18 protein-coding genes are annotated in these 18126 nt (G+C 71.7%); 7 read left to right on the plus strand and 11 right to left on the minus strand.

Features of this window, described 5'->3' with window-relative positions; all coding sequences use genetic code 11:
• Positions 1–7: 7 nt before the first annotated feature.
• A complete protein-coding gene (locus ACWGIH_RS31990; RefSeq protein ID WP_453448597.1) occupies positions 8–766 on the minus strand; it encodes a polysaccharide deacetylase family protein in 759 nt (252 codons plus the stop codon).
• Positions 767–1182: 416 nt separating this feature from the next.
• On the opposite strand from ACWGIH_RS31990, the gene ACWGIH_RS31995 reads away from it, so the two are divergent.
• Positions 1183–1536, plus strand: a complete 354-nt coding sequence (locus ACWGIH_RS31995; RefSeq protein WP_453448598.1) for an amidase — start codon at positions 1183–1185, stop codon at positions 1534–1536.
• Positions 1537–1563: 27 nt separating this feature from the next.
• Here ACWGIH_RS31995 and ACWGIH_RS32000 read toward each other — a convergent pair whose 3' ends face one another.
• The 5 genes from ACWGIH_RS32000 to ACWGIH_RS32020 form a co-directional block, all read right to left on the minus strand.
• On the minus strand, positions 1564–1899 hold the full coding sequence (locus ACWGIH_RS32000; RefSeq protein ID WP_453448599.1) for a helix-turn-helix domain-containing protein: 336 nt from the start codon (positions 1897–1899) through the stop codon (positions 1564–1566).
• A complete protein-coding gene (locus ACWGIH_RS32005; RefSeq protein ID WP_453448600.1) occupies positions 1896–2273 on the minus strand; it encodes a type II toxin-antitoxin system RelE/ParE family toxin in 378 nt (125 codons plus the stop codon). The genes ACWGIH_RS32000 and ACWGIH_RS32005 overlap by 4 nt, the downstream gene beginning before the upstream one ends.
• Positions 2274–2416: 143 nt before the next feature.
• Entirely contained in the window at positions 2417–3925 is a 1509-nt protein-coding gene (locus ACWGIH_RS32010; protein ID WP_453448601.1) for a PTS transporter subunit EIIC, read from the minus strand.
• Between the two features lie 56 nt (positions 3926–3981).
• A complete protein-coding gene (gene murQ, locus ACWGIH_RS32015; protein ID WP_453448602.1) occupies positions 3982–5001 on the minus strand; it encodes an N-acetylmuramic acid 6-phosphate etherase in 1020 nt (339 codons plus the stop codon).
• A gap of 70 nt (positions 5002–5071) precedes the next feature.
• On the minus strand, positions 5072–5995 hold the full coding sequence (locus tag ACWGIH_RS32020; protein ID WP_453448603.1) for a MurR/RpiR family transcriptional regulator: 924 nt from the start codon (positions 5993–5995) through the stop codon (positions 5072–5074).
• A 135-nt stretch (positions 5996–6130) separates the two neighbouring features.
• Between ACWGIH_RS32020 and ACWGIH_RS32025 the strand changes: the two genes are divergently transcribed.
• Both ACWGIH_RS32025 and ACWGIH_RS32030 read left to right on the plus strand, forming a co-directional pair.
• On the plus strand, positions 6131–6487 hold the full coding sequence (locus ACWGIH_RS32025) for a hypothetical protein (protein ID WP_453448604.1): 357 nt from the start codon (positions 6131–6133) through the stop codon (positions 6485–6487).
• Positions 6484–6750: a DUF4031 domain-containing protein gene (locus tag ACWGIH_RS32030; protein ID WP_344520838.1), complete on the plus strand. Its 267-nt coding sequence runs from the start codon at positions 6484–6486 to the stop codon at positions 6748–6750. The genes ACWGIH_RS32025 and ACWGIH_RS32030 overlap by 4 nt, the downstream gene beginning before the upstream one ends.
• 17 nt (positions 6751–6767) lie before the next feature.
• On the opposite strand, the gene ACWGIH_RS32035 is transcribed toward ACWGIH_RS32030, so the two are convergent.
• The 3 genes from ACWGIH_RS32035 to ACWGIH_RS32045 form a co-directional block, all read right to left on the minus strand.
• Positions 6768–8042, minus strand: a complete 1275-nt coding sequence (locus ACWGIH_RS32035) for a Cmx/CmrA family chloramphenicol efflux MFS transporter (protein WP_453448605.1) — start codon at positions 8040–8042, stop codon at positions 6768–6770.
• A gap of 128 nt (positions 8043–8170) precedes the next feature.
• On the minus strand, positions 8171–9244 hold the full coding sequence (locus tag ACWGIH_RS32040) for a GNAT family N-acetyltransferase (protein WP_453448606.1): 1074 nt from the start codon (positions 9242–9244) through the stop codon (positions 8171–8173).
• 20 nt (positions 9245–9264) lie between these two features.
• Positions 9265–9906 (minus strand): HD domain-containing protein, encoded by a 642-nt coding sequence (locus ACWGIH_RS32045; protein WP_453448607.1) that lies wholly within the window; start codon positions 9904–9906, stop codon positions 9265–9267.
• Positions 9907–10046: 140 nt separating this feature from the next.
• Here ACWGIH_RS32045 and ACWGIH_RS32050 point away from each other — a divergent pair, with 140 nt between their 5' ends.
• Entirely contained in the window at positions 10047–10721 is a 675-nt protein-coding gene (locus ACWGIH_RS32050; RefSeq protein WP_453448608.1) for a maleylpyruvate isomerase family mycothiol-dependent enzyme, read from the plus strand.
• Positions 10722–10760: 39 nt separating this feature from the next.
• Here ACWGIH_RS32050 and ACWGIH_RS32055 read toward each other — a convergent pair whose 3' ends face one another.
• Positions 10761–11777, minus strand: coding sequence for a hypothetical protein (locus ACWGIH_RS32055; protein WP_453448609.1), 1017 nt, complete (start codon positions 11775–11777; stop codon positions 10761–10763).
• A gap of 212 nt (positions 11778–11989) precedes the next feature.
• Here ACWGIH_RS32055 and ACWGIH_RS32060 point away from each other — a divergent pair, with 212 nt between their 5' ends.
• The 3 genes from ACWGIH_RS32060 (at position 11990) to ACWGIH_RS32070 (ending at position 15817) form a co-directional block, all read left to right on the plus strand.
• The gene (locus tag ACWGIH_RS32060; protein ID WP_453448610.1) at positions 11990–14260 is read left to right on the plus strand and encodes a heavy metal translocating P-type ATPase; all 2271 of its coding nucleotides are present in this window, start codon (positions 11990–11992) and stop codon (positions 14258–14260) included.
• 192 nt (positions 14261–14452) lie between these two features.
• Positions 14453–15142, plus strand: a complete 690-nt coding sequence (locus ACWGIH_RS32065) for a copper homeostasis protein CutC (protein ID WP_453448611.1) — start codon at positions 14453–14455, stop codon at positions 15140–15142.
• Between the two features lie 120 nt (positions 15143–15262).
• On the plus strand, positions 15263–15817 hold the full coding sequence (locus ACWGIH_RS32070) for a DUF2165 domain-containing protein (protein ID WP_453448612.1): 555 nt from the start codon (positions 15263–15265) through the stop codon (positions 15815–15817).
• On the opposite strand, the gene ACWGIH_RS32075 is transcribed toward ACWGIH_RS32070, so the two are convergent.
• On the minus strand, positions 15814–17946 hold the full coding sequence (locus ACWGIH_RS32075) for a HelD family protein (protein WP_453448613.1): 2133 nt from the start codon (positions 17944–17946) through the stop codon (positions 15814–15816). The genes ACWGIH_RS32070 and ACWGIH_RS32075 overlap by 4 nt on opposite strands.
• Between the last annotated feature and the right edge of the window lie 180 nt (positions 17947–18126).

An 18126-nucleotide genomic window follows, 5' to 3' on the forward strand; every position in this document is an offset into this window, starting at 1 on the left:
GGGAGTCTCAGCGGACCGGGAAGCCGAAGGTGTAGCCCTGCTGCTTGAGGCGGGGGAGGAGCGTGCGCAGGGCTTCGACGGTCTGGGTGCGGTCGCCGCCGGCGTCGTGGAAGAGGAGCGTCGGTCCGTTGGGCAGCTCCCGCTCGACCGTGGCGACGATGGCGTCCGTGCCGGGGCGCTCGAAGTCCTTGGTGTCCACGTTCCAGCCGAGCGGGCGCATGCCCCGCTCGGCGGCGAGCTTGCGGCTGTGCGGGGTGAACGCGCCGCCGGGGGCCCGGTAGTACATCGGCCGGACGCCACCGGACGCCTTGGTGATCATGCGCTCGGCGTCGAGGATCTGCTGTGACTGGTAGGCCTTGGAGTCCTTGTCCATGCCGGTGTTGTGCGACACCGAGTGGTCACAGAGGCGGTGCCCGGCGGCGACGACCTTCTTCACCATGTCGGGGTGGGCCTCGGCCTGAGTTCCGACCATGCAGAACGTGGCCTTCACGTCGTACTCCCGCAGTACGGCGAGGACTTCGGGCGTCCACTTGGGGTCGGGGCCGTCGTCGATGGTGAGGTTGATGCCGCGCTTCCCCTTCTCGGAGGCGTGCGCGATGGTCTTGGAGACCGGCTTGACGGCACTGGGCTTCTTCGCCGCCGGTGCCGAGTCGCTCGTACCGGCCTGCGCGCTCCACACCCCCGCGCCGGTGGCGAGCAACGTCACCCCGAGTGCGGCCCCGACCAACTTGCCGTACCAGCCCCGCCCACTACTGTGCCGTGCCATCGTCCGCCCCTTTGCGTCCAGTCCCTCGCCGCTCCCCGACCGCGCGCAGCCACCTGGCAGGACGAGGAACGGCGGTGACGGGATGCACCGGGGCCCGGTCCGTTACCGATCAAGAACAATTCCGGGGGCGTTCGCGGACACCCCCGGTGTGAAGGGGACGAACGGCGTAGGGCGCAGGAGTTGTCAGTGGCAGGTGAGACCGTCGGGCCATGGCGCTATCGATCCGCTTCACGCGAGATGAGAGCACAGGACAGTGGACAGCTGAGGGGGACGACGGGGACAGAGCTGTCACGGTGACGGCGGATACGTATGACGAGGCTGGCGCTCTCGTGCACGAGGCGTTCGGACTGACCGTTCACTGGCCCTCTCCTCCCCTGCCACCGGGGTGGCAGCGGTTCAGGCTCATCCATTGTCCTGTGGGTCGGGTCGCCTCCGACGATCCGCGATATGCGGCGATCACGGCTGCCCCGCCCGCCGGGTGCACCGCCGAGCGCTTCGGTGAGTACTTCGGGCTGCGTTGTGAGCGTCCGGGGGCGACCCTGCTGGATGCGGTGGGTGAGCTGTGTGCCGAGATCCGTGCCGAGCACGGGCTGCTCATGACGGACCTGGGCATCGAGAAGCTGTGGGAATGGTCTTCGGACGGCACCGACGGCTGGGGAGCGGAGATCGTGGGCCAACTGCTCCTGATGGCCGCCGAACGCGGTCCGAAGCTGGGATACGACGTGGATGACCTGGTGCGGTTTCTGCGGAGGGCGGCGGGCGAGAGGTGAACCCCGGGGGTGCGTGATGTGGTGGGGTCAGGCCGCGGGGAGGGCGGTGAAGGTGACCTCTTCGTGGTCGGCGTCCAGGGCGATGTTCAGGGAGGCGTTCATCGCGGTGGCCACGCGCCGCAGGAGGGGCAGGGTGGGGACCGCGTCCGCGCCTTCGATGCGAGAGATCTTTGCCTGGGTGAGGCCTGCGCGCTCGGCGAGCTGGGTCTGTGAGAGTCCCAGCTCCTTGCGGCGGTCGTAGACGGCCTTGGCGAAAGCCATCGCGAGGCGAATCTCGGCGCGGTCGGCCTCGGCCTCGGGTGACTCGGCGTGCCCCTCGCGGAGCTTCCTCTCGCGGGCCAGCTTCCAGCGTGTGTGGCTCATTTCGCGTCTCCGTCCTTGGCTCGGTCATACGTCACATGGGCCGGGCCGTGCTCGCTTTCGCACACCTTACGGATCCGCACTGCACGGTCGACCTGATCTTTCTCGTGTATCCGGGTCTTGTGGAAGACCGTGAGAAGCACGATGCGGCGGTTCGGCGCGAACCAGTAGGTGATGCGCGTGTCTTGTCCGTCCAAGGTTGGGCGGAGCTCGTACACCCCATCGCGCAGCGGGCGCGCGAACGGCATGGGTGTGGATGCGCCCATGTCTGCGAGCAACTCCGCATACTCCTCGACCTTTCGGTGCTGTCGATCCGTGAGGAGTTCGAGCCAGGCGCGGACGCCCGGCTCCATCTCGATCGTGTGCAAAGCTTCCATGCGGTGGACCGTATTATGTCGCAGACGACATAGTAGCCGTTGTGGCTCAGCCTCGCCGGATCGAGTGACGCAGGGCAGGATGCGACTGAAGGGCGGCACCCGCTTGGTGCCGCCCTTCACTCATCAACGTACGACCCGGAGTCCTAGGCCCTCGCCGGCTCCGCCTCCGGAGCCGTCGGCTCGGCCGCCGTGCCTGGCGAGCCCGCGACGACCTGGTCGTGGGGGGTTGTCTCCGTGTTCAGTTCCACCAGCATCTGCCTGCTGAAGCCGAAGAAGTACGTCGCGACGAAGCCCACCACGTAGCCGACCAGGAGGCCGCCGCCGTAGACCGCGACCGTCGGGCCGAGGCCCTGATTGCCGTCGAGGAGGGGGAAGAGGGCCCAGCCCGACGGGCCGATCGCCGTGGAGCCGACCTTGTCGCCGATCATCGAGAAGAAGCCGATGAACGCGCCGCCCGCCGCGCCGCCCACGCACGCCGTGATGAAAGGGCGGCCGAGGGGGAGCGAGACACCGTAGATGAGGGGTTCGCCCACGCCCAGGAAGCCTGCGGGGAGCGCCGACTTGATCGTCGTACGGATTGATGTGTTGTGGCGCAGACGCTTGTAGACCGCGATCGCGCAGCCCACCTGGCCCGCGCCCGCCATCGCGAGGATGGGGAGCAGGACCGTGAAGCCCTGCTGCTCGATGAGCGTGGTGTGGATGGGGATCAGGGCCTGGTGCAGGCCCAGCATGACGAGGGGAAGGAAGAGGCCGCCGAGGACCAGGCCCGCGAACGCGCCCGTGTTGTCCAGGAGCCAGTTCGCCGCCGTGCCGATGCCCGTCGAGACCTCGCCCGCCAGGAACATCAGGCCGAAGATCGTGACCAGGCCGGAGAGCAGGACCGTGATCGTGGGGGTGACCAGGACGTCCAGAGCCTCCGGGACCCACCTCCTGCACCACTTTTCCACGTAGGTGGCGAGGACCGCGGCGCCCAGGGCGCCCAGTACGCCGCCCTGCCCGGGCGACAGCTTCTGGCCGAACGCCTCGATGTTCGCCACGCCCGCGTACACGATGATCGCCGCGACCGCGCCGCCCAGGATCGGCGTACCGCCGAACTCCTTCGCCGTGTTGAAGCCGACGAAGACGGCGATCAGCGCCATGAAACCGGAGGCGATGGCCGCCAGCGCCGGGGTGATCGACGGCAGCCACTCCAGGTTGACCAGGAGGCCGTTGATGCCCGCGATGATGCCGCAGCCGATGAGGGCCGGGATCAGCGGCACGAAGATGTTCGCGATGCGGCGCAGGAAGAGCTTGAAGGGGGTTGAGTTCTTCTCCTTGCGGGCCGCCCTGATGGCTGCCCCTTGCTCCGCCAACTCGTCCGCGGTGCGGGTGGGTTCCGGCGGGGCCGCCGCCCCGGCTTCCGCCACCAGGGCCTCGAACTCGGGCGTGACACGGGCGACCGTGCCCGGGCCCAGCACGATCTGGTACGTGTCGTCCTCGACCACGCCAAGCACGGCGGGCAGCGCCTTGAGGGCCTCGTCGTCGACAAGGGAGCGGTCGGCGAGCGTCAGGCGCAGGCGCGTCATGCAGTGGGCGATGGACGTGACGTTCTGGGCGCCGCCGACGAGGGGGAGGATCGCGGCGGCTGTGGCGCGGTTCTTGTCAGTTGCCATGGTGCGGGGTGCCTTGCTGTGCGTGCGGGGTGGCGCTGTTCTTCCAGCGGCTGGGGTCAGGTGGTGCGGGGGGCGTGGGTCGTGCCCGAGGCGTGCGTCGTGCGCGAGGTGTCGAGGGCTGCCCTGAGGTGGCCGTCCGACGCGGCGAGCAGGTCCGCGGCCGTGGGGCCGTCGACCCCGCCGAGAATCGTGAGGATGGCGTTCTTCACCTCCCCGTCGGTGGCGGCGAGCGCGGCCTCGATCTCCTCGTCGGAGGCGCCGGTGGCGAGGGAGACGATCCGGCGCGAGCGGGCGCGCAGCTTCTCGTTCGACGCGCGTACGTCCACCATCAGGTTTCCGTAGGTCTTGCCGAGGCGGATCATCGTGATCGTCGACAGCATGTTGAGGACGAGCTTCTGGGCCGTGCCCGCCTTCAGGCGGGTGGAGCCGGTGAGGAGTTCGGGGCCCACGACGACCTCGATGCCGTGGTCGGCCGCCGCCGCGAGAGCGCTGTCCGCGTTGCAGGAGAGCCCGATGGTGAGCGCGCCGTAACGGGTCCGCGCATGCTCCACCGCGCCGATCGCGTACGGGGTGCGGCCGGACGCCGAGACACCGACGACCACGTCGTCCGCGGTGAGCCCGAGCCCGTCGAGGTCCTCGGCCGCGAGTTCCTTGCTGTCCTCCGCGCCCTCGACCGCCGTGACCATGGCGCTCGGGCCGCCCGCGATGAGGCCGACGACCTCCGCCGGGTCGGTGTTGAAGGTGGGCGGGCACTCGGAGGCGTCGAGCACCCCGAGGCGTCCCGCGGTGCCCGCGCCCGCGTAGATGAGCCGGCCGCCCCGGGCCATGCGCTCGGCGGTGCCGTCGATGGCGGCGGCGATGGCCGGGAGCTGCTCGGCGACGGCCGCGGGCACGGTGGCGTCCTCGCCGTTCATGATCTTCGCGATCTCCGACGTGGGCAGCCGGTCGATCTCGGAGAGCTCGGGCCGGAACGCCTCGGTGGTGAGCGTGTCCAGCTGGGCGCGGAGTTCGCCGTACGTGTCCGTGGATCCGCTTCCGGGGGCGGGGGAGTCCGTGGCGTCGGTCGTGGAGGTCATGAGGTGCGGCTCTTTCGTGTGCGGCGGGGGGTGGCGGGGGGTTGCGGTGCGCCCTTGAGGGGGGCGGAGGTCAGCGGCTGCCGCCGCGCGGGCTGTGCCGGTGCGCGAGCGCTTCGTACGAGGCGGCGAGGGCGGGGGCGGCGGTCTCGTACGTCCGCTGGGCGACGCCCACGAACAGGCAGTCCACGACGAGCAGCTGGCTCGTGCGGGACGACATCGCGGCGGGCCTGAGCTCGCTCTCGCGGGCGGTGGAGGTGGTCAGTATGTGATCCGCGTACTGCGAGACGGGGCTGCCGGGGCGTCCGGTGATCGCGATGGTCGTCGCCCCGCGCTCGAAGGCGACCCGCAGCGGCTCGATGACGTCACCGGTCGACCCGGAGTGCGTGATCGCGATCGCCACGTCCTTGGAGTGCAGGGTGACGGCGTTCGTGACGGCCAGGTGGGGGTCGGAGTGCGCGTGGGCGATGTGGCCGATGCGAAGGAGCTTCTGCGCGAGGTCCTGGGCGACGAGGCCGGAGGCCGCGACTCCGTAGATCTCGGCGCGGGGCGCGACGGCGAGCGCGGCGACGGCGGCGCCGAGCTGGACGGTGTCGAGTCCGCCCGCGGTGTCGGCGAGGGTCTGCTGCTCGTCGTACGCCAGCTTCGCCACGACGTCCGCGATCGGGTCGTCCACGGCGATGTCGGCGGTGACGGCGGGCGCCCGGCCCGACTGCTGCTGGGCGGCGAGTCCGGCGAGGGCGAGCCGCAGGTCGCGGTAGCCGGGGTAGCCGAGGAGGCGGGCGGTGCGGACCACCGTGGCCTCGCTGGTTCCGGTGAGCTCGGCGAGGCCGGTGACCGTGAGGGCCGCGCAGCCCGCGGGGTCGCCGGCGACGGCTTCGGCGACCAGCTGCATGGAGCGGGTCATGGACGGCGCGAGGGTCCGCACCTTGGCCGCGAGGGCGGCAGGGGCGGGGGGCGCCGCACCCGCGAAAATTTCCTTCACGTCATTGGTCACGCTTGAAAGATATTTTCGGACCCCGGATGGGTCAAGACCCCTTTGGTCCCGATCTCGGTCGGGACCCGCTGCCGATCTCGGGCCCGTTCTCGGACGGATCTCCGGGGAGTCGCGTGTGGGGTGGACAATGGCTGCATGGACGCGATCGACCCCTTGGAGCAGGCGCTGCACGCCGCTCGTGCACTTGTCCTCGCCGACCTCGTGACCCGCGAGGTCGCCCAGGCCGAGGTCGTCTCGCTGGTCGAGCAGTCGGTGGCGCACCGCCGCTGGTGGGTCGAGCAGTGGCCGGAGGGCGTCGACTACGTCGCGGGCCTCGTCGCCCAGGACGTCCAGGACGCGCTCCTGGAGCGCTACGGCCGCTGGCCGCTCTGCCCCGTCTGCGGCGCGGGCGACCCGCACGCCCTGGACGTGGAGCCCGAGTTGGGCCCCGACCCGCACTGGGTGTGCGGCAAGGCGGGCGTCGTGGTGGCCCCCGTGGGCGGCCTGACGTGACGGTCTACATAGACCCGCCGACCTGGCCCGGCCACGGCCGCATGTGGTCGCACCTGGTCAGCGACGTCTCGTACGAGGAACTGCACGCGTTCGCGGCCGGCATCGGCGCCCCCGCGCGCGCCTTCGAGCGCGACCACTACGACCTGCCCTCGCACCGCTACGAGGACGCGGTGCGCGCGGGCGCGGTCGAGATCGGCTCCAAGGAACTGGTGCGCAGGCTCACGGACGCGGGGCTGCGGAGGCCCAAGGGGCGGCCTGCGTAGGGCCGTCGCCGGCCGGCCTAGTGGCGGGTCGAGCGGGGCGCGGGATGTGCGGGCCGGTGGGAGCCGGCCGCGCCCCTTACGGGGCTCTCGGCGGCCGGTGTGGTGTCGCCCGTGTCGCCCGCCGATGCCGTGACCACGCGGCTCGGCGTCCTGCGGTGCAGCCGCAGTGATGCCGTGACCGCGACGATCGCCACCGCCGTCATCGCCGCGCCCGCCCACGCCGTCGAGGCGTAGCCCAGGTCCAGGTCGATGACGGTGCCGCCGAGCCAGGGGCCGCCGGTGTTGCCCAGGTTGAACGCCGCCGTCGTGGTCGCGCCCGCGAGGGTGGGGGCGGCGCCCGCGACGTTGAACATGCGGGCGTTGAGGGCCGGGGCCGTGTAGAAGGCGGAGACACCGAGGAGGAAGGACAGGGTCACCGCGACGGCCGTCGTGCCGGAGAAGAGCGCGAGGGCGACGAGGAAGACCGTCGAGGCCGCGATGCCGCTGAGCAGGACGCCGAAGAGGTGCGCGTCGGCGACGCGGCCGCCGACCGCCGTACCGATGAGGGCGCCGAGCCCGAAGAGGCCGAGCACGGTCGGCACCCACCCCTCGTCGAGCCCCGCGACATCCGTCAGGAGCGGCGAGAGGTACGAGAACGCGCAGAAGACGCCGCCCGCCGCGAGGGCGGTGATCACGATGGAGAGCCAGACCTGCCGGTCGCGGTAGATGAGCAACTCCCGCTTCAGGCGCGGCTTCTCGGCCGGGAGCGGGATGCGCGGGATGAGGGTCAGTACGCCGACGAGAGCGACCGCGGAGGCGGCGCCCACCGCCCAGAAGGCCGAACGCCAGCCGAAGTTGTCGCCGAGGAACGCGCCGGCGGGGACGCCGAGCACGTTCGCGATGGAGAGACCGCCGATCATCACGGCCATGGCGCGGGCGCGCTGGTTGACCGGCACCATCGCGATGGCGACGGCCGCGCCGACCGCCCAGAATCCGGCGCAGGCGAAGGCGCTGACGACGCGGGACGCAAAGAGGATCTCGTACGTGGGCGCGAGGGCACCGGCGACCTGGCCGAGCCCGAAGACGGTGATGAGGGTGATGAGGGTCGTACGGCGCGGGAGGCGGAGGGTCGCCACCGCGAGGAGGGGAGCGCCGACGACCATGCCGATGGCGAAGGCGGAGATGAGCAGGCCGGCGCGGGGGATGGAGACGCCCATGTCGTCCGCGATGGGGGGCAGCAGCCCCGACAGCATGAACTCGCTCGTGCCGAGCGCGAAGACGGCGAGGCCGAGGATGTAGACGGCCAGGGGCATGCGGGTACGGCTTTTCCCTGGCTCGGGGGCCTTGGGGAAAGGGGCCTTTGGGTCAGGTGTCGGCATAACAGTGGTGAACGCCGGGGTGGCTGCTGACATTCCCCGGGCCGCGTGTGTTCCCGGGGCGGTCAGGGGCGGCGCAAGTAGGACCGAAGGTTCTCGCGGTCCGAGGCGCGGGTGTAGCCCGCCCTGGTGACCACCGCCTGCGAGGGCTCGTTCTCGGGCTCGATCACGGCCAGGAGTGCCGAGACGGCCGGGTGGTCCAAGGCCCGGTCGGAGAGCGCGCGGAGGGACTCCGTGGCATAGCCCCGGCCCCGCGCGGCGACCGCCAGGTCATAACCGACCTCCGCCACGCCCTCCTCGTCCGGCGGGCCGTGGAAGCCCATGCCGCCGACCGCGACCTCGTCCTCCACGCGCACCAGCGCGAACATGCCCCACTCGGGCCGGTGCACCCCGGACGCGTACGCCTTCGTGACCCCCTCCGCCGCCCGCCGCGTCCCGTCGAAGGGCCCGCCCTCGATCCACGTCAGGCCCCCCGTGCCGCCCGCGGCGAGATCCGCCGCCGCCGCGGGGGAGACCTCCCGCAGCGAGATCCGTCCCGCGGGGATCGCGAGGGCGTTGTGCCAGCGCCACTTGTCGAGGCGGGGCCGTCCGGCCAGTTCACCGCGGCCCGTGGCCCAGAGCAGCGTCGCCCACTGGTCGTCGGGCGTGCGCGCGGGCATGACCTGCGGGAAGAGCCAGGCGAGCACCGCCTCGCACAGCTGGGCCGGCGGCTGTGTGTTCAGGCCGAGCGCCTGCCCGATGTCGTACGTGTGCAGGAGCAGCTCCGTCGTGCCCATCGCCGCGAAGCCGGTCGCGTCCGCGCTTCCGGACGGGTACGGGTGATAGCCCCGCACTCCCGGGGGCGTGGTGCGCACCACCGCCGAGAGCAGGCCGCCGGTCGCTTCGATGACGCTGATCGCGTCCGCGGGACCCGAGCCCTCGTCGAAGGCGACCTCGAAGGGGACCCATGTGTCGGTCGCCCGGCCCGTCAGCTGCCCCGCGTACGCGACGAGGACGCCCGCGATGTGCTCGGCCGTCTCCAGGCAGCTCCATTCGAGACCGCCCGCCTCGACGCTCCAGTCGAGCTCCACCCCCGCGCGCAGCGCCTTCGCCGCGTATGCCACGGCCTCCTCGATCTGGTCCCCACCCATGGAAAGCATGCGGCGAGCGTACGGGAGCCTCAGGAGTCCAGCAGCTCCATTTCCGTCGCCAGGTTCGCGCGCGCCGGACCCTCCCACTCGGCCGCTCCGTACGGCGTGCGGAACAGCCTCGGCAGCGCGAGGAGCTGCCGGAGCACCGCGGCCCGGCCCGTGCGGAAGTCCTCGTCCGGCACGAAGGCGTACTCCTCGCGGACGGCGGCGGCGTACGCGGCGTAGGCGTCCGGGGCCGCGGCCAGGATCGCCAGGTCGGCGTCGCACAGCGCCTCGCCGTTGTGGTCGCCGTCGGCGGGGTCGTGGGTCACGGTGAGCCGGACGAGGCGGGCCACCTCGGCGGTCCGCGCCTCGGTCAACCCGGCCTCGGTCAGGGCGCGTTCGGCGAGGCGGGCGCTGCGCTCCTCGTTCTCGGAGCGGTCCGGCGCGTACACGGCGTCGTGGAACCACGCCGCGAGCCGTACGAGATCGGGTTCCTCGGCGTGCTCCTGAAGTACGTCGATGTGGTCGAGGACCGCCGCGAGGTGGGCGGTGGTGTGATACCGCCGCTGCGGCTCGGCCCAGCGCGTCAGCAGGTTGTCCGCGTAGGGGGCGGGGTCGGGGGTTCCCTCGCTCGCGCGGAGCAGGGTCGCGTGCCAGCGGGCGCGGAGGTCCTTGTCGTCGTGGGGCATGGGGCGACTCTAGCGGTCACTTGGCCAAGTACCCGGTGGGGGTATGGTGACGTCTTGTGTCGCGTCCCGCCCGTCCGGCGTACGGGGGCTCCCGGCGAAGTCCGTTGCCGTATGCCGCCGTACGCGATTGGCTTGCCCGTATGACCTCCATGACGCACCGCGACGAGACCTATGACCCCGAGCTGCCCGGGCGGCTGCTGCGTACCGAACGCGACTTGCTCATACCGCTGTTGAGGGATGCCGACGACTCCGCGTACGCGGTCAGGACCTGTTGCCCCGGCTGGACCGTGCGGCACGTCCTCGCGCACTGCGGCGCCGCTCTGGCGCGCGTCGTCGACCGCCGTTTCGAGAAGGGCGTCTACAGCGCCGAGAGCAACGACCGCGACATCGCCGAGCGCGCCGACTGGTCCAACTCCCGTGTCGTGGACGAGCTGGAGCGCGGCATGACGGAGGCGGGAGCGGTCATGGTCGAGTTCAAGGGGCGCCTCGACGGCGTGGCGCTGGGGGAGTGGGTGCACGCCGGGGACGTGCGGGAGGCGTGGGGACTGCCCGGGGCGTACGGCGGTGCGGGGCTGCCCGATGCGCTGACCCTGCTCGGGGAGTACAGCAGGACGACGTCGGCCCTCGCGCTGCACGCGGATGTGGACGGCAGGGACGAGCCGCTCTCCCTGGGCGTCCCCGACGGCAAGCGCCCCCCGGCCCGCTACATCGGCGACGCACCGACCCTGATCCGCCTCTGCACGGGCCGCCCTCTCGCGGGAACGCGCTATGAACTGGCGGGAGCAAGGGAATCGGAGCTGCCGATCTTCGACTGAGCCAGCTCACGTACGTCTGCGGGCCCGCAGGGGGCGGCGTCAGTGTGCGTGTTCCGAGTCCGTCGACTCGGGGGTACCCCCGTGCCCGTCCTCGCCGCCGCCACCGGCACCCGCACCGGCGTACACCGTGAACGCCGCCGTCCGCACCTCCCCCTCGTGCTTGAAGTCGAGGAACAGCCGATAGGCGCCCGCAGTCGGAGCCGTCGCCGCGAAGGACACACCGGGGCCCGGCTTCGTCCGGCCGTCGCCGGGTTCGCCGGTGGGGTGCACGTGGAGGTAGGCGAGGTCGCCGGAGCGCAGGGCGACCAGGTGGCCGTACGAGCCGAGGTAGGGCTGGAGGTCGGTGACGGGCTTGCCGTTCTTCTCCACGTTCAGGGTCACGTCCGCCGCCTTCCCCGGCTTCAACTCGCCCTTGAGGCTGACCTCGTAGCCGTCGACGCGAGTCTTCGTGGCGGGCTTCGGCAGCGACCGCGGCTCGTACGTCCCCGCCACCGCGAGGTCCGCGCCCAGCGTCAGGCCCTCCTTCGCGCCCGCGGGCTTGAAGTCGGCGAAGACGCGGTAGCCGCCCGCCTCCGGGAGCTCGACCGGCGTTGACCAGGTGCCGTCCGCCGCGCGGGTCGGGTGCAGGTGGCGGTAGGTCGTCAGGTCGCGCGAGGCGACGATGAGGTGCAGCTCCTTGCCGTGCTCCTCCTCGTACGCCGTGACGTTCTTGCCCCGGGCGTCCTTGGCCGCGCTGTCCTTGCCCGCACCGTCCTTGACGACCGTGAACCGCAGGTCCTCGCGCTTGTCGGCGTCGATGCGGGAGGTCTCCAGGTCCAGGGTGTAGCCGCGCTCGGAGATCTGCAGGCCGCCTGGCACGGTCTCCGCGTGGCCCGCGCCGGCGTCCGTTCCTCCTGGTTCCTTCTCCTTGCCGCTGTCGCCCGCATGCCCCCCGTGCTCGCTCGCGGGCTTCTTCTCCGCGGTCACGGGGTCGACGCCCTGACCCACTCCGTACGCGGTGCCGAAGGTCGCGGCGACGGCCGCGGCGAACGCGGTGATCTTCAGTCCGGTGTTCATGGTGACTCCCAAGAGACGGGTCAAGTGAGGGCGCGGAACGGATGACGACCGGCCTTCCATGTCTCGAAGATACCCCCTAGGGGTATGAAGTCAAGCCCGGGGCGACTCTTGCGTTCGATACCCCCCAGGGGTATAAAGGGACGCAGGTCGAAGGTACCCACCCCGGGTACCCATCGACACACCGATGCCCCCGTCACGAGGAGCCCGCAGCCATGTCCACCACACCCGGCACCACCGAGGTGGCAGAAGTAGAACTAGCCATCGGTGGCATGACCTGCGCCTCGTGCGCAGCCCGGATCGAGAAGAAGCTCAACCGCATGGACGGCGTCGAGGCGACCGTCAACTACGCCACCGAGAAGGCCAAGGTCAGCTACCGCGGCCAGGACGTCGCCGTACAGGACCTGATCGCCACCGTCGAGGCCACCGGCTACACCGCGCAGGAGCCCGCCCCGGCCCGTACGGAGCCGGACGCGGACGGCGACGAGCAGGCGGCCGACGACGCGCTGCGGCCGCTGCGCGAGCGACTGATCGCGGCCGTGCTGCTCTCCCTGCCCGTCGTCGCGATGGCGATGGTCCCCGCCCTGCAGTTCGAGTACTGGCAGTGGCTGTCCCTGACCCTCGCGGCACCGGTCGTGACGTACGCGGCCTGGCCCTTCCACAAGGCCGCGTACACGAACGCGCGGCACGGCGCGGCCACGATGGACACGCTGATCTCGCTCGGCACGTCGGCCGCGTTCATCTGGTCGCTGTGGGCTCTGTTCTTCGGTACGGCCGGCACGCCCGGCATGACGCACCCCTTCGAGCTGACCATCGCCCGCACGGACGGCGCGGGGAACATCTACCTGGAGGCCGCGGCAGGCGTCACCGCCTTCATCCTGGCCGGGCGCTACTTCGAGGCCCGTTCCAAGCGCAAGGCGGGCGCCGCTCTGAAGGCGCTGCTCCAGCTGGGCGCCAAGGACGTCACCGTCATCCGTGACGGCGGGCGCGAAGAGACCGTCCCCGTGGGCGACCTGACGACCGGTGACCGCTTCCTCGTGCGTCCCGGCGAGAAGATCGCCACCGACGGCAAGGTCATCGAGGGTGCGTCCGCCGTCGACGCCTCCATGCTCACCGGCGAGTCCGTGCCGGTCGAGGTCGCCGAGGGCGACTCCGTCACCGGCGCCACCCTCAACGTCGGCGGCCGCCTGGTCGTCGAGGCCACCCGCGTCGGCGCCGACACCCAACTCGCCCGCATGGCCAAGCTGGTGGAGGACGCGCAGAACGGCAAGGCGGCCGCCCAGCGCCTCGCCGACAAGATCTCCGCGGTCTTCGTGCCGGTCGTCATCGCCCTGGCCGTCGCCACCCTCGGCTTCTGGCTCGGCAACGGCTCCGGTCTGACGGCGGCCTTCACCGCGGCCGTCGCCGTGCTGATCATCGCCTGCCCCTGCGCCCTGGGGCTCGCGACGCCGACCGCCCTCATGGTCGGCACCGGACGCGGCGCCCAGCTCGGCATCCTGATCAAGGGCCCGGAGGTCCTGGAGACGACCCGCAAGGTCGACACGATCGTCCTGGACAAGACCGGCACCGTCACCACCGGCAAGATGACCCTGCTCGCCACGACCGTCGCGGAGGGTGTCGGCGAGGACGAAGTGCTGCGCCTGGCAGGGGCGTTGGAGCACCCGTCGGAGCACCCCATCGCGCAGGCAGTCGCCAGGGGCGCCGCCGAGAAGGCCGGCGAACTGCCCGCCCCCGAGGACTTCGCGAACGTGCCGGGCCTCGGTGTCCAGGGCATCGTCGAGGGCCACGCGGTCCTGGTCGGACGCGAGGCGCTCCTTGCCGAGTGGGCGATACCGCTGCCGGCGGAGCTGGAGCGCGCGAAGGCGGAGGCCGAGGCGGCCGGACGTACGGCCATCGCGGTCGCCTGGGACGGCGAGGCGCGCGCTGTCCTGGAGGTCGCGGACGCGGTGAAGGACACCAGCCCTGAAGCCATCCGTCGCTTCCGCGCCCTGGGCCTCACGCCCATCCTGCTGACCGGCGACAACAAGGCGGTCGCGGCAGCGGTGGCCGCCGAGGTGGGCATCGCACCCGATGACGTGATCGCCGAGGTCATGCCGCAGGACAAGGTGGACGTGGTCAAGCGCCTCCAGGCGGAGGGGCGGAGCGTGGCGATGGTCGGCGACGGCGTGAACGACGCGGCGGCGCTTGCCCAGGCCGACCTGGGCCTGGCGATGGGCACGGGCACGGACGCCGCGATCGAGGCGGGCGACCTCACCCTCGTACGGGGAGACCTGCGGGCGGCGGCGGACGCCATCCGCCTCTCCCGCCGCACGCTCGGCACGATCAAGTCCAACCTGTTCTGGGCCTTCGCCTACAACGTGGGCGCACTGCCGCTGGCCGCCGCGGGCCTCCTGAACCCGATGATCGCGGGTGCCGCGATGGCGTTCTCCTCGGTCTTCGTCGTCGGCAACAGCCTGCGCCTGAGGGGGTTCAGGCCGCTGAGCTGAACGCCGGGGGGCCGCTCGGCCGAACCTGCGGCAAGGCCGACGTGTACATGTCTTTACGATCACCCCGGTGCGGTGGGGGCGCGCCGGGGTGATCTGCGCGTAGGCTGGGTAATTGGACTAGACCTATGTGTGGCGGCTTCAAGGCCTCCGCGTCGCCCGCCCCCGCGGCCCCGGACCCGAAGGAAGACATCCATGAGCAAGCGTGCAGTCCTGGAGGTGATCGCCCTCGACGCCGAGGACGCCGTCGCCGCCCAGGCCGGAGGCGCGGACCGCCTCGAGCTGGTCACCGACATGGCCGCGGACGGCCTGACCCCGTCCCGCGAGACCTTTGCCGAGATCCGCGCCGCCGTGGACATCTCCCTGCGCGTGATGCTGCGCCTCGCGGACGGCTTCGACGCGGGCGACGTCGACGCTCTCGTACGCCGTGCGCGCGAGCTCAGGAACGTCGGCGCCGACGAGTTCGTCCTGGGATTCCTCGACGAGACGGGCGGCCCCGACCTGGCCGCGGTCGAGGCCGTGGTGGACGCGCTCGACGGCTGCCGCTGGACGTTTCACCGGGCCATCGACCGCGCCCCCGACCGCGACTCCCTGCGCAAGCAGCTCGCGGACCTGCCCGGCCTGGACACCTACCTCACCGCGGGTGCGGCGGGGGGCGTGGACGACGGCATGGGCACGTTGCTCGACGAGGCGGCGCGGTCCGGCGAACCGGGCTACGAGCAGCAGATCCTGATCGGCGGCGGCCTGCGCCTCGACCACCTGCCGCGGCTCAGGGCCGCGGGCGTCGACGCCTTCCACATCGGCGGTGCCTCGCGCCCCGACGGCTGGTCTGCACCGGTCTCGGCCGACGCGGTCCGTACGTGGCGCGAGGCGCTGGACGCCTGATCGCTCTGCGCGCGGGACTCACGCGCGGGGCTCATGTGCTGAGCCTGCACGCGGGTGGAAAATGCGTGTGGGGCTGACGCGCGGGACGCGGTACAACTGGAGTGACAGGGAGGGGACTTCATGCCGACACCAGCCAGCAAGACGCGTCCCGCGGAGCGGATGCTCGCGGCCGGGGCGCTGCCCGTCGCCGCGACGCTGCTCACCGGGACGGTGGCGCTCTACATCGCACTCGTGGCGTTCGGGAACATCACCGACTTCGGCACCAACCAGCAGTTCGTGCGCCATGTCCTGGCGATGGACACCACCTTCAAGGACGACGACCTGATGTGGCGCGCGGTGGAGTCCACCACGCTGCAGGACATCGCGTACGTCGGGATCATCGTGTGGGAGACCCTGGCGGCGCTGGTCCTCCTCGCGGCGACGGTCCTGTGGGCCGGGGCGCTGCGCCGCCCGCAGGGACTGATCCGGGCCCGGCGGGCGGGCACGGTCGGCCTCCTCATGGTGCTGCTCCTGTTCGGGGCGGGCTTCATCGGTATCGGCGGCGAATGGTTCGCCATGTGGCAGTCGGAGGACTGGAACGGCCTGGACGCGGCCACGAGGATCGTGACGCTCGCGGGCATCGTCCTCGTCGTCACGCACCTGCCGTCCGCCGGCGGCCCGGCGGAGAGGCCCTAGCGGGCGAGCTGCCCGGGAAGCGCGGCCGCGTGCACGACGGTGAGCCCCGAGACGGCTCGGGTCAGGGCGACGTACAGCCGCCGCAGGCCCGTCCGCTCGTCGGGCTCGCCGTCGACGACGGCCGCGGGCTCGTCCAGGACCACGTAGTCGTACTCGAGGCCCTTGGCGAGGGAGGCGGGCACGAGGGTGAGCCGGGTCTCGGGAGTGGTCTCGTCGCCGGGCGAGAGGTACGTCATCCCGGCGGCGCCGAGCGCTTCGGCGAGCGCGGGGATGCGGGCGTCGGCGGCGATGAGCCCGATGGAACCTTCCTGCCGCAGCGACTCGACACAGGCTTCGAGGGAAGCGGCGTCGAGGCCGGCGGAGGCGGTGGCGTCGGCGTCCGCCACGTGGCGCACCACGAGTGAACCGGGCGACTCACGCACGGACTTCACCTCGGCGAGACCGGGCGCGATGGAGGGAAGCAGCCGGGAGGCGAACGCGATGACCTCCCGCGGCACACGGAAACCGGCGGTGAGTTCCTCCACCACGGCGTCCCCCTTCCCCAGGTGCTCCAGGGCCTGCTCCCAACTCCGGGTCGCCCACGGGGTGGTGCCCTGTGCGAGGTCGCCGAGGACGGTGGCGGAGCCGGTGGTGCAGCGGCGCCCGACGGCGCGGTACTGCATGGGGGAGAGGTCCTGCGCCTCATCGAGGACGACATGACCGAGGGAATGGGTCCGGGCGACGAGATCAGTGGCCTCGTCGATCAACACGGCATCGGCGGCGGACCACTTGGCGGCCTTCAGGCTCCGCGCGGGCTTCGCCCAGAGGATGAGCTTCTGCTCCTCGTGATCGAGGATTCCTTCCGCGTGCGTGGCGAGGAACTCGGCGTCGGAGAGCAGCCGAAGGACGAGCTTGGCCGGATCGACGGGCGGCCACACGGCCTTGACGGCGGCCTTCACGGCGGCGTTGCGTGCGACGGCGTCCTGTACCCGGTCGTCGGGGGCCTCGCCGGCCTGCTCCATCCGTACGAGCACGGCGTGGGCGATGCGCTGCGGCAGGGCGTCGCGGGCGGCCCCGTACCGGATGTCGCGGGCGAGCAACTCGCGCACGATCTCCTCCAGTTCGTACGCGGGGACGCGCCACCGCCGGGAACCCCGCACGACGACGACGGGCTCGCCGGGCATGCTCACGTGCGACCGCAGGGCCTTCCTCAGCACCTCGGCCATGCGGGCATCGCCCTTGACGACGGCGGCGGCGGCTTCGTCCGCCCCGCGTACCTCCACATGGGCGACGAGGTCGTCGACGGTGGCCTGCTTGACCTCCAACTCGCCGAGAGCGGGCAGCACTTGCTCGATGTAGTGCAGAAAGGACTTATTGGGCCCGATGACGAGGGTCCCGGTCCGGGCGAGGCGCTCGCGGTGGGCGTAGAGGAGGTAAGCGACACGGTGCAGGCCCACGGCGGTCTTTCCGGTGCCGGGGCCGCCCTGCACGCACACCGAGCCGCCGAGGCCGCTCCGGACGATCTCGTCCTGCTCGGGCTGGATCGTGGCGACGATGTCGCGCATGGGGCCGACGCGGGGCCGTTCGATCTCCTGCTGGAGCAGCTTGCTGGTCCGCTCGGCCTCGTCGGCGTCGCTGAGGTGTTCGTCCTCGTACGCGGTGAGGTCGCCGCCCGTGTATCCGAACCGCCGCCGCAGGGCGATGTCCATCGGCGCCTTCTTCGAGGCGCGGTAGAAGGGCTGCGAGACCGGGGCGCGCCAGTCGATGACCATGGGGTCGCCGTCGGAGTCGTGGACGTGGCGCCGCCCGATGTAGAACTGCTCTCCCTCGGCGCCTTCCGCCTGCTCGGCGCCGGGGGCGTGGAGGTAGTCGAGCCGCCCGAAGAAGAGCGGGGTGTGGGAGAGATCGGCGAGGGACTTGATCCGCTCGTCGATCTGGCTCTGCAGGACGGCGGCGTTGACCCAGTTCGCGGTGACGTCGCGGATGTCGAGCGCTTCGGCGTCCTCGCGCATGGCTCGGAGGGCCGAGCGGGAAGCGGCGAGGTGGTGCCGCTCTCGGGAGAGCGGGTCGGGGTGGGCGTGCACGGTTGCCTCCGGCCGGGGGTGCGGGTTGTTGGGGCTGGCCGGTTGCCGTCCGGGCAGACCGGGCATTTTATGCCCCGCTGCATGGCGGGGCCACCGATTTATCCCCGCTGCGGGGGGGGGCGTCCCGGGGGTCAGCTGCCCCGCGGCCCCGTCACCCCGGGCGGGGCTTTCCCGCCCGTATCCGATCCTGGGCGAACAAGACTTTCCCGCCCACCCGCCCGATTGCCCCGCATCCGACTCTGGGCG

The sequence above is a fragment of the Streptomyces sp. NPDC054872 genome, assembly GCF_053610705.1.